Raw genomic sequence first — 13,598 nt, 5'->3', positions numbered from 1 at the left:
CGATTATTATACCGCCCAGACTCACTTCAATACGCGGGTCATTGAACAGTACCTGCTGTATGCTTTGACAACACGGACGCCCGGGAGAGGACGGACACCATGGCCCAAATGGCCGAAAAATTCCTGCTAAGCCGACTATCGAGAACAGGATTCCTGATCCTGCTCTCAATTGCTCTATTCGCGGCAGTTCAGCGACAGCCACTGACCGCCATTACGGCAATCACCGGCGCTGGGCTGATCTTCACCAGCAGCGCTTTCCACCCCAGCCGTTTCGGGCAGCCCTGGCCCACGATTCATCGCTTGCTGTTCGGTGCCCTGGTAATGCTCCTGGCCACCAGCCTGTGGACCGGCCCCTGGAACCTGACCCACTGGCTTTACGTGGCACCGTTGATCGGATTTGCCCTGCTTCCAGTTATATGGGGAGCCTGCGTCACTGTCCTGATTGCCATAATGGCAATATTCGCCGCCCACTGGTCCGGCGGAATTCCGGAACGTCACCAGATGATCAGTGCTCTGCTGCTGACCATCATGCTGTCCGGTTTACTGGTCTTTCTCAGGGAGTACAAGTCCCGGCAGCTGGCGCCCCTGCGCCGCACCGACGAACTGACCCAGGCGGCCAGCCGCGAATACCTCTCTGCCGACCTGCACAAGGAAATCCAGCGCAGCGAACGGGAAGGCATCGACATGTCGGTAATCATGATCGGCCTGGACACCCACCTCAGCGACAGCAACCCCGACGCCGACATTCGCTCCATATTGCCACGAATTGGCCGCTACCTGCACTCGCAACTGCGGGATTTCGACACCTACTACCGCGTGGCGGATCTGCAGTTCCTGGTAATTCTACCCGGCATTGCAACCACAGAGGCCGCGACCCTGGCGGAGACCATCCGCAAGGGTCTGAGCACACTACTGGCCTCCCATCAGCTCGACCTTACCGTGAGCGCCGGTATTGCGGGGCTGAATATTGGCGACGACGCCGACAGCCTGCAACAGTCAGCAGCCAATGCTCTCCGGCGAGCCCAACAGCAGGGCGGCAACCGGGCGCAGTCCTACAGCACCTGGTCCCACACCGCCCCACCAGTAGGCACCGAAGGTACCGGAGGGCCCGCATCATGACCGAGACCCGCCTCAGAAGCTTCACTCACCTGGCCGGTTACCTGTTTGCCAGTCTTTTCATTGCCAGCCTGGCTTTCCAGAATCTTCGTTATGGCTTCTATGAATTGTTCTTCCTGGCGTCCGGCCTGGCACTGCTGACCATCGCCGGAGCTGGCTATACGTTCCTTTGTCGCCGCCATCAGCTCTCGGCTCCGGGGCACCTGATCTTCCTGACGGCGCTCAATAGCGGCCTGGTAGCAGCCATGTACCTACTGGATCCGCCCGGTATCAGTCACTGGGTCATGCCCCTGGTGCTTCTGAACCTGCTTATCCTGCCCTTGCGTCAGGGCATGATTCTCTCACTGCTGTTACTGGTAGCACTCGTGTTATTCCTTCTGCTAACGCAGTCGCTCACCCATGCCGTCACCATCAGCTCGGGCGTTTTTGCACTCATTTCGGTGGCAGCCCTTTATATCTGGCACTACGACCACATGGCACAGTCCGCCGAAGACCTGGCGATAACGGACCCGGTGACCGGCGCCCATAACGCACGTTTTCTGGATGAAACCCTGCAGAAGGAAATCAGCCGTGCGATCGAGATGTCTCACTCACTGTCTGTCATCTCCCTCACCATCGACTACGCCGATGAAGCCGAGGACCTCCACGGAAAGGCTGGCATGCAGCGGCTGTTAAGGGATCTCACCCAGCACCTGTTCGGTGTTATTCGTGCAGGCGACACGCTCTACACGCTCGAGGACGGAGAATTCTTCCTTATTCTGCCTTTCACTCCGGAGGAAGGCGTCAGGGTCATCGCCGAGCGTATTCGACGGACAATTTCAGAACAGACCTGGCCCCTGGCGGGCAAGGTAACTGTCAGCCTGGGCTGCACCACCCGTGCCGGCACAGACACCCGCACGGCCGACCTGCGGAAACGGGTGCGGCAGGCACTGGAGGAGGCCAGGAAGCGGGGAGCCGACTCAGTCTGGTATAGCCAGGGAGAAGTTCGCCAGCCATGAGTTCGGAGTGGCTGCAGGCAATGACTGCGTGGCTCAGTGCTAACCCCGGCTGGCTCTCGGTCGCCCTTTTCGCCACCGCCTTCCTGGAGTCACTCGCGCTGGCCGGTATCCTGATTCCCGGCGTGGCCATCATTTTCGCGGTGGCGGCGCTTGCCGGCCAGGTATCCCTGCCGATTATGGAAGTGCTTTTGTGGGCAGCAGCGGGCGCCATTGCCGGCGACAGTGTCAGCTTTGCCCTGGGCAGAGTGTTCCAGGGCCGCCTGGAAAGGCTATGGCCACTAAACCGGTTTCCGGGCTTTATCGCCAAAGGTGAGGTCTTTTTTCACCTTCACGGGGGTAAGAGCGTGATTATCGGGCGCTTTGTTGGTCCGATACGCCCCATCATTCCACTGATTGCGGGTGCCTTTCTGATGCCCTGGCGGCGATTTCTGGTGTTCAATTTCTCCTCGGCGGTCGCCTGGGCCCCCACTTATGTGTTGCCGGGCTACCTGGTCGGCAGCGCACTGACCAGCGATTTTGAGCCACCGGCCCATTTTTACCCCGTCATCGGCATCAGCGCCGGAATTCTGCTGGTGATCTACCTGCTGCTTATCCGTTTTCAGCTCGGGCTTGGCCACAGCAGCCAGCTTTACCATTGGCTTGCCAGTCTGATGGCCCGCTATCACGCCACTCATCGCTTCTGGCGGCTTTACACCAGCCAGCGGCCGGCCCAGGCCGGCGAGTTTCCGTTGCCCTCCCTGTCCATGGCACTGGGTGCCGGGGCCCTTTTCATGATGCTGGGTCAACTGGCAACGGAAACGCAGATATTCCAGCCTTTCAACACCCTGACACTGGAATGGCTGGCGCAGCTCAGAAACCCCTTGATGGACCCGGTGATGATCCTGGTGACACTTTTGGGAGATCCCCCCATACTGCTGGCCGCTGCCGTACTGGCAGCCATGGCCCTGGGTGTGCGGGGTTTTTACGCGGCAACGCTGCATATTCTGGGTGCCGCCTTGCTGGCCACGCTATTGGTGTGGGCCTTCAAATACCTGACGGCGATACCGCGGCCGGATATTGTGCAGGGGCCGCCCTCGTCCGGCGCGTTTCCGAGTGGCCATACCACCGGCATTACCGTTTTTGCATCACTGGCCGCCAGTTTCATCGCCCGGGAAAGCCGGCATCGCTGGCGATGGCGGTATTATCTCTTATTCAGTATCCCCATCGTCCTGGTTGCGCTGAGCCGTCTTTACCTGGGGGTTCACTGGTTTACAGACGTGGTCGGAGGGCTTCTTCTGGGGCTTTCGATTGCAGGACTGACAAGAGCCAGCTACAGCCGTTATGACAACATCCCGCTCACAACGGACACCACTTTACTAGCGGCGGGTGTCGCCTGGATGCTTTACATCATTTGGTATATCACGGAACACTGGGCGACAGCTGCCCTCCTCTATGGACCAGGGGCAGACTAAGCGTATCGTCAGTTCTGTTCCAGCGCTTCCAGTAGACCCAACAGCCGTTCCAGGCGCTCCATCGGATCCTGCAGCTCTACCAGGCGCTGCTTTTCCTGCTTGTCCAGAGGAAGCAGCTCTGTCAGCCGCCAGCCAACGTCACGGGCATCTTCGTAATCCACGCTCATACCCAGCTCACGGATGACCGGATGTCGAAACAGGGCCTTGAGCACGGAGGGCAGCTCGGTAAAACGCTCCGGAACGGGCCGCTCTTCTTCCGCCAGCAGGCACTCGACATCGCCCACGTTCAGGCCGTCCGGCTGCTGCCAGGAACGCACTACTGTCACCTTGTCCTGACCTTCGACCGTGATGCCCAGCAGGCCATTATCCATCTGCTGAAAATCAATAATGCGCACATAGGTGCCAATGTCATAGAAAGCAGCCGCCGTGCCGGTTTCAAGCCCTTCCCTGAGCAACACAACGACGAAGCCACGATCTTCCTTCAGGCAACGGGTAAGCATGTCGATATATCTCGGCTCGAACAGCTGCAGGGGGATCCTTCCCCCGGGCAGCACAACGGAGTTCAACGGAAAAAGAGGTACATTCATTGTTGGTATTGTCACCAGTAGAGAGCGCCAGAAGACTGACTACCCTGTCAAATCCTCAGTGTATTGAAAGCAGGCGATGGACTTCGTCCACCCTTGCACGGGCTTCCGTCAGCAGTTGCAGGCTGCGGGAAGCGTTCAGCTCCAGCTCACCCAGCCTTCGATAGGCGGGCACTTCATCAAATGGAGGCAGGCTGCCATTCTGGCTGGAACCAATCATGGCATGCAACTGGGCTACAATGACAATATCCACCAGTTGGGGTGCTGATTCCCGGCTTTCGTGGCCCCAGTCCTCCGCGTGGCGCGTGGCTTCCAGAAAGCTTGCGGGGAACGACCAGCTTTCCAGGATCGCGGTGCCCACATCTGCCCTGAGCTCACCAATGGCGTGCTCAAGATTGGCCTGATCCGCAAAAAGATTGACATGATGTTCGGCCTGGACAAGCACAGGCACCACCCCGATATCATGCAGCAAACCGGCGAGCAGAGCCTCCTCCGGGTTGATGGATGTCGCGCTGTCGGCAAGTACCCAACACAGTGCCGCCATTTCGCGCGAGTGACGCCACAGCCTGTCCATTTCTTTCTGCAGCGATGCCTGCTTCGTCTTGAAGACCTCCCGCATTGAAAACACGGTTACCAGTTGGCGGGTCGTACGCATACCCAGCCTGACGACGGCTTCACGGACATTGCGAACATCGCTGAAGCCCCTGTACAACGGGCTGTTGCAGGCGCGAACCAGCTTGGCTGCCATAGACGGGTCCGCGGAAATGGCGCTGGCCACCTGGTCTGCGGTGGAGTCCTCGCGGTCCACGGTTCTGCGAACTTTCCACGCCACGTCCGGAACGCTGGGCAGGCTGAGCTGGTTGGAGCGCAGCTCGGCATAAAACTCCATCAGCAGGTGGTGCTCTTCACTGGAATCATCGTCATTGCCATCCCCGGAATCCATTTCCACCTGTGGCACCGGTGCCGAGCGCAGCAGCTGGTTCAGGATATCCTGCTGGATCACCAGAAACTCGCTGGCTTTGGTCGCCGTCACGTCATACATTCGCGGCTGTAACCTGGCGATAGGGTTGACGGCTTTGTCGCTCTCCGCATCGATGGTGGATTTACGCCCGTCAATGGACTCCAGCTCCACACTACCTGCTATCAGGAAGAAATCCAGGCCATCACGGACACCCCGCTCTACCACCCGTTGACCCGGGCCGTGAGTTCTACGCTCCGCCCGGCTTGCGAGCAACACCAACTGGTCGTCGGTCAACCGGTTCAACGGCTGAAACTGTTTGAGACGACGCAGTGGCAGGCTTTCCCGCCCTGCCATAGGACTACTCCTTGATCAATTGTTCATTAACTCTGTTACACATTGTAAGCGCGGATTGTCAAAACAACCATGCGATCAAGGGGTAATCTGGTATCCTTTTGCCTTCCGATTTTGACCAAGCTGCAGAAGAGAGACCAGAATCCCATGCCCCAGTATCGTTCGCGGACATCCACCGCAGGCCGCAATATGGCTGGCGCACGCGCTCTTTGGCGCGCCACCGGCATGAAGAATGAAGACTTCGGAAAACCGATTATTGCCGTTGCCAACTCCTTTACCCAGTTCGTTCCCGGCCATGTGCACCTGAAGGATCTGGGCCAGCTGGTATGCCGTGAAATCGAGCAGGCGGGCGGCGTCGCCAAGGAATTTAATACCATCGCTGTGGACGACGGCATCGCCATGGGCCACGACGGCATGCTGTATTCGCTGCCTTCCCGGGAAATCATCGCCGATTCCGTGGAATACATGGTTAATGCACACTGTGCCGATGCGCTGGTATGCATCTCGAACTGTGACAAGATCACCCCGGGCATGCTGATGGCCGCCATGCGCCTGAATATCCCCACCATATTCGTCTCCGGCGGCCCCATGGAAGCTGGCAAAACCAAACTGTCAGAGCATAAGCTTGATCTGGTGGATGCCATGGTGATCGCCGCTGACCCTAACGCAGATGACGAAACCGTTGCCGAGTACGAGCGCAGTGCCTGCCCCACCTGTGGGTCCTGTTCGGGCATGTTCACCGCCAATTCCATGAACTGCCTGACCGAAGCCATTGGTCTTGCACTGCCTGGCAATGGCTCGCTGCTTGCCACCCACTCCGACCGTGAGCAGCTGTTTCTCAAGGCGGGCCGGCAGATTGTAGAGAATGCCCGGCGCTATTACGAAGAAGACGACGCCAGCGTGCTGCCCTTGAGCATCGCTTCCATTGAGGCGTTCGAAAACGCCATGATCATGGACGTTGCCATGGGCGGCTCCACCAACACGATTCTGCACCTGCTTGCGGCAGCGCAGGAAGGTGGAGTCCCGTTCACCCTCAACGACATTGACCAGCTTTCCCGCAGGGTTCCGCAATTGTGCAAAGTTGCACCCAACTCGCCGAAATACCACATGGAAGACGTACACCGCGCCGGCGGCATCATGGGCATCCTGGGCGAACTGGAGCGTGGCCGGCTGATCAATACGGACCTGCCGACAGTGCACAGCAAAACCATGCGCGAAGCCCTGAAAACCTGGGACATCATGCAGGAACCGACACCGGAAGTCGTGGAGTTCTACAAGGCAGGCCCTGCTGGTATCCCCACCCAGACGGCCTTCAGCCAGAGTACCCGCTGGCCTTCACTGGATGGTGACCGGGAAACCGGCTGCATCCGCTCTGTTGAGCACGCCTACTCTTCCGAGGGCGGACTGGCGGTCCTGTTTGGCAACATCGCCCGGGACGGCTGCGTAGTCAAGACGGCAGGCGTGGACGAGAGCATCTACGTGTTTGACGGTAAGGCAAGGGTGTTTGAAAGTCAGGATACGGCGGTTACTGGCATCCTCAACGACGAAGTCAAACCGGGCGAGGTGGTCATTATTCGCTACGAAGGCCCGCGTGGCGGGCCAGGCATGCAGGAAATGCTCTATCCAACCAGTTACCTGAAATCCAAAGGCCTGGGCAAGGAATGCGCCCTGTTGACGGATGGCCGTTTTTCCGGCGGAACCTCCGGCCTGTCCATCGGCCATGCTTCTCCGGAAGCAGCGGCAGGCGGCGCCATTGGCCTGATCGAAAATGGCGACCTGATCCGCATCGACATTCCCAACCGTTCCATCAACGTGGAGGTAGATCAGAGCGAGCTGGATCGTCGCCGTGATCAGCGGAACCAGAAGGGCTGGAAGCCGGAACTGGCAAGGCCTCGCAAAGTTTCAGCAGCGCTGAAAGCCTATGCGTTGCTGGCAACCAGTGCCGATAAAGGCGCGGTCAGAGACCTGGGAAAACTGGACTGAATGCATCGGGCCCGGGGTACAGAATACCTCCGGGCCCGACGGTTTACTGAAGTCCGACTGCGGCGAGCCTGCTAGAAGAACCAGCCACCATCATCGTCTTCTTCGATATCATCCTCTTCGGCCTGGACGCCCGGTGACTCTTCACGCTCGGGCGCGGCGCTGGAGGATGCAGCTGCATTCTGCGATGAGCCGGAGGAACCAGACGACGCAACCTGCACGGACACCATTCCCAGGGCCTCCTTGGTGGCGCTATCCAGTTCACCCGACGCAGTCAGCCCCTGGTCGCGCTGGAATGCTGTGAGCGCAGAGCGTGTTGTCTGATCCATTTGCGGGCTGACGTTTGTGACCTCATAGCCAGCACCGTAGAGCGCGTTCTTCAGCGCCACAGTGTCATTTGCCAGCGCATGAGGGGCCGCCAGCGTCATCGCCCCGAGCATAATGGCCGCCGCCACACGGCTTCTTTTTGCTGATCTGCTGATCATGATCTACTCCGGTTACCTGTTGTTTTTTATTGTGTTGCCACTCCCTACAGGATGGACACTACGACCAGAGACTAACATAGTTAATCTGGCCTGGGCTTTTCAGATTGTTGGGTTTCTGTAGTCGTCGCGTGCATATTATGCACAGGCCCACTCGAAACCTCCCCGAACTCGCGAATAAAGATTCCCCAGAACGCGATGAACAGAGCGGCCACCAATGGCCCCATCACAAACCCGTTGACGCCAAACATCACGATCCCGCCCAGCGTCGACAGCAATACAATGTAATCCGGCAACCTGGTATCCCGGCCGACAAGAATCGGACGCAGAATGTTATCGGAAAGCCCGATGACAATGGACCCGAACGCCGTCAGGATCACTGCCGAAACAATCTCGCCGGTTGCTGCCAGATACAGCGCTGCAGGCACCCATACCAGAGCTGCACCCACGGCCGGAATGAGCGAGACAATCGCCATCACTACCCCCCACAGCAATGCTCCCTGGATATCCAGCAGCCAGAAAATCAGGCCGCCAAGCGCCCCCTGAATGATCGCAATCAACAGATTGCCCTTGACCGTCGCCCGGGTAACCTCGGCAAATTTGGCAAACAACAGGCGCTCCCGCTCGTCACCCAGCGGCAGCGCCTGAATCAGCAGATCAACCAGTTTGCTGCCGTCCCTGATCAGAAAGAAAGCCAGGTACACCATTAACGACAGTCCCAGAATGAACTGAAAGGTGTTCTGCCCGAACCCAAGTGCCTGTTTCGCCAGAAACTGGCTACCACCGACAAAGGCACTGGCCATGCGGTCTCTTATCTCGGCGAAATCCATTCCGAATTGGGCAAAGAAGGCTTCGATAGCAGGAAATGACTGGTTCACCCGGTCGATGTATTCACCGGGACGAAGCTCTCCCTCCTGAATTTTCTGATAAATGGAAAGTCCTTCTGCAACGAGGGATGTCACCAGCCCCAGCACTGGAATAACAACGATGACCATGCAGAGCAGCAGTGTCAGCAATGCGATCACATTGGGACGATTGCCCAGCCGCCGTGCCAGACGCTCGCGAACCGGGTGAAATATCAACGCGATGGCCACAGCCCAGAAGATCGGACCAAAGAACGGCTTCATTAACAGAACAAAGGCCAGGGAGACGCCCACAAGCATGGCCAGAAAAGTCCGTGTCTCCAGTTTTCCGTACATCATAGAGAGTGATCCTGAATCAGATTACCAACCGGGCCACCAGACTACCACGGCCGCGTGGCCAGTCTAGCGGCTTTCAGGGTATAGTTGACGGTTATTGGTTATTCGTTAAACGGGTGAGACATTGGGTAACGAAGAGTTTGATGTCGAAACAGCACTGGACGCCGCTATTGCTCTTCACCGGGTACTGGCTGCCAGAACCCATCGCCGCAAGGTGATGGGGCAGGAAGTGCTTGTGCCCGGGCAACTGGGAGAAGCCTTGCACCTGCCCCGCATCATCCGGCAACTCCAGGGCAAGCAGCTACGTCAGCGTGAGCGGGGCCTCGAGGAATTCCACGAGCTGTGGCCAACGTTGTCTCCCGCCACCCGTGAGAAGGTTCTCAACCGCATAGGCTGGTACGATCCCAAGTCTCTCAACTGGGAAGACAAACGCTCCAACCGGCGCCCCATTGCCGACTCCGATCGCTGATTACGGCCCGGAAAGAGTGAGGCTGGAGCCTTGGCTCTTCGTACTTGCAGGTTAATCCGAGGCGACTGACATTGAATTGTCACGGGTTGCCCCTAGTTTGGGAGTATTGGAGGTTATTTTATGACACACACAGAACATTTCCAGGCCATCGCCTCGCAAAGCAGTGCCGTGCCAACCCTGCTGTGCGGCCACTGTCATTCAACCCTTTCCCGCGGACGCATTTTCCGTAACGGAGAACAGCATGCTCATGGCATCAGCTGTAACACCATTGCCCTCTGCCCCGCCGATGACTGCGGCGCCCTGAACTGCTGTGATGCTGCACTGGCGCGGTTTGAGAATGGCGAAGACCTGATCAGCAAAGCGTCCTGATTCAAACAGCCAACGCACTGTTACGTAAACCAAACACACAAAATTCCGATCTGCTTTATCCTGATTCGTGAAGGCTGCGACAACACAGCCACGCAACCACTCAGTCAGGACAGTCGATGGCATGCGTATTCTGAGAACCGATGAAGCCCGCTTCGCAGGCCTTCCGGATTACCCTTTTTCTCCTCACTATCTGGACGTTGAACCAGGCCTGAGAATGCACTATGTAGACGAGGGCCCGAACGATTCGGCACCGGTACTGATGCTGCACGGGGAACCTTCGTGGTCATACCTGTACCGGCACATGATTCCGCTGGTAGCGGGAGCCGGCCACCGGGTGCTGGCACCCGACCTGGTGGGGTTCGGAAAATCAGACAAACCCTCCGAAGTGGATGACTATAGTTATGACCGCCACATAGACTGGCTTTCCCAGTGGCTGAAGGCATTGGATCTGAAAAATATTACCCTGGTTTGCCAGAACTGGGGCTCTTTGCTCGGCCTGCGACTGGCGGCAGAGCACCCCCACCTTTTTCGCCGGATTATTGTCGGTAACGGCATGCTGCCGACCGGGGAGACGCCAGTACCTGCCGTATTCTCGCTCTGGAAGGCCTTTGCCACTCACAGCCCCTGGTTTCCGGTAGGCCGGATAGTGCAGCTGGGAACAGAGAGAACCATGAGCAAGGGTGAGATTGCGGCTTACGAGGCTCCCTTCCCCAGCGCTGAATTCAAGGCAGGCGCACGGGCGTTTCCGAAACTGGTGCCGGTGTCCGCCGACGATCCATCCAGTGAGGCCAACAAGGCCGCCTGGCGGGTTCTGGAAAAATGGAAAAAACCGTTCATCACCTGCTTCAGCAGCGGCGACCCCATCACCCGCGGTGGCGACCGCTATATGCAGCGGCGCATACCTGGAGCCCTCGGGCAGCCCCATATCACACTGCGAGGTGGTCATTTTCTTCAGGAGGACTCCCCCGATGACTTCGCCCGCATCATCATTGATGCCCTGAAATCGGAGCTGGCAGCCTGAAGCACTGACGGGGCGTGAGCGATACCCGCGGGCCGGGAATCAGCTCTCGTGCTTGAGCTGGTGACCGCCAGTAACAACTCTCGACCGATCCGGATCCGCTTCTTCCAGCGGCTGACATTCTTCCAGGCTCTCGAAGCAGCGCCGTGTCAGGCGCTGGTACTCTTCAGTTCCCTTCGCTTTCCAGGCCACCTCTTTATCGCTCAACGTCCGCAACACCTTTGCTGGCGTGCCCACAATCAATGATGCGGGATCGCACTGGAAACCGGCTTTCACCAGTGCCCCGGCGCCAACAATTGAGCGAGCTGCTATAACAGCCTCGTCCATGATTACGGCGTTCATCCCGACCATTGCGCCCTCACCGATGGTACAGCCGTGAAGAATGGCACCATGGCCCACGTGCCCGTCTTTTTCGACCACCACGTCCTTGCCTGGAAATGCGTGGGCGACGCAGGTGTCCTGAATATTTGCTCCCTCCTTCAACACGATGCGCCCGAAATCGCCACGCAGAGAGGCCGCCGGACCAACGTAACAGTCAGGACCAATCCACACATCCCCAATCAGAATCGCAGCCGGATGAACGTACGCGGTCGGATGTACAACAGGCTGAATGCCCTCAATACTGTAACTTGGCATGCTTTTCTCCTTCACTGACAAGCCCGGAATGTGACGACACATTCTGATTCATTTTCCGCATCACTTTACCGCTTAATAGGGATTCTTTTACAGAAAAAAGGGGAATAAAACGCCGACAACGAGCGGAAAAAGCACCTGCAATCTGGACAGAAATCAAAAATCCCCCTAACTATCAGCCACTAAAGAGATTTCATCCGTAAACCGCAAACGTGATACAAAATGTCGAACCCACAAACCTTGACGAGTATCAATTAACAGATATACTGATTCGAAAATCAGCCCATTCACTATCGAAACATCGCCTCAGGGCAAATCCGGTTTCTCGCGGCTGAGACATTCTCCAGATAAAGCAAAGCCACATCGGGTCGCTTATGCCAAACAACCTGCTCATCGAGGGGCCAGAACAAGGGGTTCAGGTCTTTACCCTGAACCGCCCCGAGGCGTTGAATGCCCTGAATACCGAGCTGCTGGCCAATCTATCCAGAGCACTGGATGACGCAGAAGCCAACCCGGACGTTCGGGCCGTTGTAATAACCGGAAGCCAGAAGGCATTCGCAGCCGGAGCTGACATCAACGAGATGGCTGCCCGCAACCTCGTGGGCATCCTTGAAGACCCACGAGTCGCTCACTGGGAGCGAATAGCCCGCTTCACCAAGCCTCTCATTGCCGCAGTTAACGGCTTTGCACTGGGTGGTGGGTGCGAACTGGCCATGCACGCCGATATTCTCATCGCCGGTGAAAATGCCCGTTTTGGTCAGCCGGAAATCAATCTTGGCATCATGCCCGGAGCGGGCGGCACCCAGAGACTGGCGCGGAAGGTCGGCGAATCGCTGGCCATGCGCATGGCCCTGACAGGCGAGCCGATCGATGCCAGACGCGCTCTTGACGCAGGCCTCGTCAGTGAGATCTGCCAGCCCGAGCTCACCGTTGAAAAAGCCACCGGGATTGCCCGCACCATCGCCCGGAAAGCCCCTATTGCTGTCCGCCTCACCAAGGAATCGGTTCGCAAGGCCAGCGACATGAGCCTCGCCGACGGCCTGCGCTTTGAACGACATGCTTTCACCATACTGGCCGGCACTGCAGATCGCCAGGAAGGCCTTGATGCGTTTCTGGAGAAGCGAAAACCCCAATTCACGGGTCGATAATCCCACCCACAAAGCCATCCACCATTTCATTTACAGGATAACGCCATGACTCAACCGAGCATTCTTCTCGAAATCGATCAGGGTGTGGCTCTGCTTACCCTGAACCGTCCGGACAGCCTGAACAGCTTCAATGTCGAGATGCACGAACGGATGCGGGACGCCATCACCACCGTGCGCAAGGATGAGTCTGTCCGTGTACTGGTGATTACCGGCGCTGGCCGGGGCTTTTGCGCAGGACAGGACCTCTCCGACCGCAGCGTGTCTCCCGATCAGGAAGTACCCGACCTTGGCGCCTCACTGGAGAATTATTACAACCCGATGCTGCGCAGCCTTCGTGATTTGCCGATGCCAGTCCTCTGCGCCGTTAACGGTGTCGCTGCCGGCGCCGGTGCCAACATAGCGCTTGCCTGCGACCTCACGCTGGCAGCCCGTTCTGTCAATTTTGTTCAGGCCTTCTGCAAGCTGGGCCTGGTTCCCGACTCGGGCGGCACCTGGATCCTGCCCCGCGTTGCCGGCATGGCCCGGGCCAAAGGAATGGCATTGCTGGGAGAGAAGATCAGTGCCGAGCAGGCAGAGGAGTGGGGCATGATCTGGCGCTGCGTGGATAACGAGCAGCTCATGGAAGAAACCATGAAACTGGCCCGGCACTTCGCCACGCAGCCCACCAAAGGCCTTGCTCTCATTAAGCGTGCGCTCCATGCCAGCGCCAACAACACCTTTGAAGAGCAGATCAACCTGGAAAGGGATCTCCAGCGCATGGCCGGGCAGACCGACGACTACCGCGAAGGCGTCGCTGCCTTCATGGAAAAACGCACGCCGAACTTCAAGGGGAAATAAGC

The 13,598-nt window shown here is 58.0% G+C and carries 14 protein-coding genes; 9 read left to right on the top strand and 5 right to left on the bottom strand.

All coding sequences use genetic code 11. The features are described from left to right. The first annotated feature begins 99 nt into the window (after window positions 1-99). From ABJM11_RS12555 to ABJM11_RS12545, 3 genes are read left to right on the top strand one after another with little or no spacing between them, the layout of a single operon-like run. Window positions 100-1,119 carry a GGDEF domain-containing protein gene (locus tag ABJM11_RS12555; protein ID WP_348296234.1) on the top strand — a complete coding sequence of 340 codons (1,020 nt, stop codon included), beginning with the start codon at window positions 100-102 and terminating at the stop codon, window positions 1,117-1,119. Then, window positions 1,116-2,114, top strand: coding sequence for a GGDEF domain-containing protein (locus ABJM11_RS12550; RefSeq protein WP_348296233.1), 999 nt, complete (start codon window positions 1,116-1,118; stop codon window positions 2,112-2,114). Before ABJM11_RS12555 ends, ABJM11_RS12550 begins: the two co-directional genes overlap by 4 nt. After that, on the top strand, window positions 2,111-3,565 hold the full coding sequence (locus ABJM11_RS12545; protein ID WP_348296232.1) for a bifunctional DedA family/phosphatase PAP2 family protein: 1,455 nt from the start codon (window positions 2,111-2,113) through the stop codon (window positions 3,563-3,565). Before ABJM11_RS12550 ends, ABJM11_RS12545 begins: the two co-directional genes overlap by 4 nt. A gap of 8 nt (window positions 3,566-3,573) precedes the next feature. Here the strand turns inward: ABJM11_RS12545 and ABJM11_RS12540 are convergent, their stop codons facing one another. Then, window positions 3,574-4,152 (bottom strand): LON peptidase substrate-binding domain-containing protein, encoded by a 579-nt coding sequence (locus ABJM11_RS12540; protein WP_348296231.1) that lies wholly within the window; start codon window positions 4,150-4,152, stop codon window positions 3,574-3,576. Between the two features lie 55 nt (window positions 4,153-4,207). Then, the gene (locus ABJM11_RS12535) at window positions 4,208-5,464 is read right to left on the bottom strand and encodes an HDOD domain-containing protein (protein WP_348296230.1); all 1,257 of its coding nucleotides are present in this window, start codon (window positions 5,462-5,464) and stop codon (window positions 4,208-4,210) included. 144 nt (window positions 5,465-5,608) lie between these two features. Here ABJM11_RS12535 and ilvD point away from each other — a divergent pair, with 144 nt between their 5' ends. Then, window positions 5,609-7,444, top strand: coding sequence for a dihydroxy-acid dehydratase (gene ilvD, locus ABJM11_RS12530; RefSeq protein WP_348296229.1), 1,836 nt, complete (start codon window positions 5,609-5,611; stop codon window positions 7,442-7,444). 71 nt (window positions 7,445-7,515) lie between these two features. On the opposite strand, the gene ABJM11_RS12525 is transcribed toward ilvD, so the two are convergent. Together ABJM11_RS12525 and ABJM11_RS12520 are read right to left on the bottom strand one after the other, a co-directional pair. Further along, window positions 7,516-7,926, bottom strand: coding sequence for a peptidoglycan-binding domain-containing protein (locus ABJM11_RS12525; protein WP_348296228.1), 411 nt, complete (start codon window positions 7,924-7,926; stop codon window positions 7,516-7,518). Between the two features lie 80 nt (window positions 7,927-8,006). After that, a complete protein-coding gene (locus tag ABJM11_RS12520) occupies window positions 8,007-9,122 on the bottom strand; it encodes an AI-2E family transporter (protein ID WP_348296522.1) in 1,116 nt (371 codons plus the stop codon). A gap of 124 nt (window positions 9,123-9,246) precedes the next feature. On the opposite strand from ABJM11_RS12520, the gene ABJM11_RS12515 reads away from it, so the two are divergent. The 3 genes from ABJM11_RS12515 to ABJM11_RS12505 all read left to right on the top strand — a co-directional run bounded on the left by ABJM11_RS12515 (window position 9,247) and on the right by ABJM11_RS12505 (window position 10,981). Then, a complete protein-coding gene (locus tag ABJM11_RS12515; protein WP_348296227.1) occupies window positions 9,247-9,591 on the top strand; it encodes a hypothetical protein in 345 nt (114 codons plus the stop codon). 120 nt (window positions 9,592-9,711) lie between these two features. Further along, a complete protein-coding gene (locus ABJM11_RS12510) occupies window positions 9,712-9,960 on the top strand; it encodes a hypothetical protein (protein ID WP_348296226.1) in 249 nt (82 codons plus the stop codon). Between the two features lie 121 nt (window positions 9,961-10,081). Beyond that, entirely contained in the window at window positions 10,082-10,981 is a 900-nt protein-coding gene (locus tag ABJM11_RS12505; protein WP_348296225.1) for a haloalkane dehalogenase, read from the top strand. A 39-nt stretch (window positions 10,982-11,020) separates the two neighbouring features. On the opposite strand, the gene ABJM11_RS12500 is transcribed toward ABJM11_RS12505, so the two are convergent. Next, the gene (locus ABJM11_RS12500) at window positions 11,021-11,614 is read right to left on the bottom strand and encodes a phenylacetic acid degradation protein PaaY (protein ID WP_348296224.1); all 594 of its coding nucleotides are present in this window, start codon (window positions 11,612-11,614) and stop codon (window positions 11,021-11,023) included. Between the two features lie 371 nt (window positions 11,615-11,985). Between ABJM11_RS12500 and paaF the strand changes: the two genes are divergently transcribed. After that, window positions 11,986-12,759: a 2,3-dehydroadipyl-CoA hydratase PaaF gene (gene paaF / locus ABJM11_RS12495; RefSeq protein WP_348296223.1), complete on the top strand. Its 774-nt coding sequence runs from the start codon at window positions 11,986-11,988 to the stop codon at window positions 12,757-12,759. Between the two features lie 45 nt (window positions 12,760-12,804). Beyond that, window positions 12,805-13,596 carry a 2-(1,2-epoxy-1,2-dihydrophenyl)acetyl-CoA isomerase PaaG gene (paaG, locus tag ABJM11_RS12490; protein WP_348296222.1) on the top strand — a complete coding sequence of 264 codons (792 nt, stop codon included), beginning with the start codon at window positions 12,805-12,807 and terminating at the stop codon, window positions 13,594-13,596. Window positions 13,597-13,598: the final 2 nt, after the last annotated feature.

Origin of the sequence: Marinobacter sp., from assembly GCF_039977835.1 — a bacterium.
GTDB lineage: Bacteria > Pseudomonadota > Gammaproteobacteria > Pseudomonadales > Oleiphilaceae > Marinobacter.
Note: the sequence above shows the minus strand (reverse complement) of the source record. Positions and strands in the feature narration are given on the sequence as shown.

Coding starts and splice junctions, on each gene's coding strand:
- ABJM11_RS12545 (WP_348296232.1), top strand. CDS start 2,111: ATGAGTTCGGAGTGGCTGCAGGCAATGACTGCGTGGCTCAGTGCTAAC.
- ABJM11_RS12540 (WP_348296231.1), bottom strand. CDS start 4,152: ATGAATGTACCTCTTTTTCCGTTGAACTCCGTTGTGCTGCCCGGGGGA.
- ABJM11_RS12525 (WP_348296228.1), bottom strand. CDS start 7,926: ATGATCAGCAGATCAGCAAAAAGAAGCCGTGTGGCGGCGGCCATTATG.
- ilvD (WP_348296229.1), top strand. CDS start 5,609: ATGCCCCAGTATCGTTCGCGGACATCCACCGCAGGCCGCAATATGGCT.
- ABJM11_RS12520 (WP_348296522.1), bottom strand. CDS start 9,122: ATGTACGGAAAACTGGAGACACGGACTTTTCTGGCCATGCTTGTGGGC.
- ABJM11_RS12555 (WP_348296234.1), top strand. CDS start 100: ATGGCCCAAATGGCCGAAAAATTCCTGCTAAGCCGACTATCGAGAACA.
- ABJM11_RS12505 (WP_348296225.1), top strand. CDS start 10,082: ATGCGTATTCTGAGAACCGATGAAGCCCGCTTCGCAGGCCTTCCGGAT.
- paaF (WP_348296223.1), top strand. CDS start 11,986: ATGCCAAACAACCTGCTCATCGAGGGGCCAGAACAAGGGGTTCAGGTC.
- paaG (WP_348296222.1), top strand. CDS start 12,805: ATGACTCAACCGAGCATTCTTCTCGAAATCGATCAGGGTGTGGCTCTG.
- ABJM11_RS12500 (WP_348296224.1), bottom strand. CDS start 11,614: ATGCCAAGTTACAGTATTGAGGGCATTCAGCCTGTTGTACATCCGACC.
- ABJM11_RS12510 (WP_348296226.1), top strand. CDS start 9,712: ATGACACACACAGAACATTTCCAGGCCATCGCCTCGCAAAGCAGTGCC.
- ABJM11_RS12550 (WP_348296233.1), top strand. CDS start 1,116: ATGACCGAGACCCGCCTCAGAAGCTTCACTCACCTGGCCGGTTACCTG.
- ABJM11_RS12535 (WP_348296230.1), bottom strand. CDS start 5,464: ATGGCAGGGCGGGAAAGCCTGCCACTGCGTCGTCTCAAACAGTTTCAG.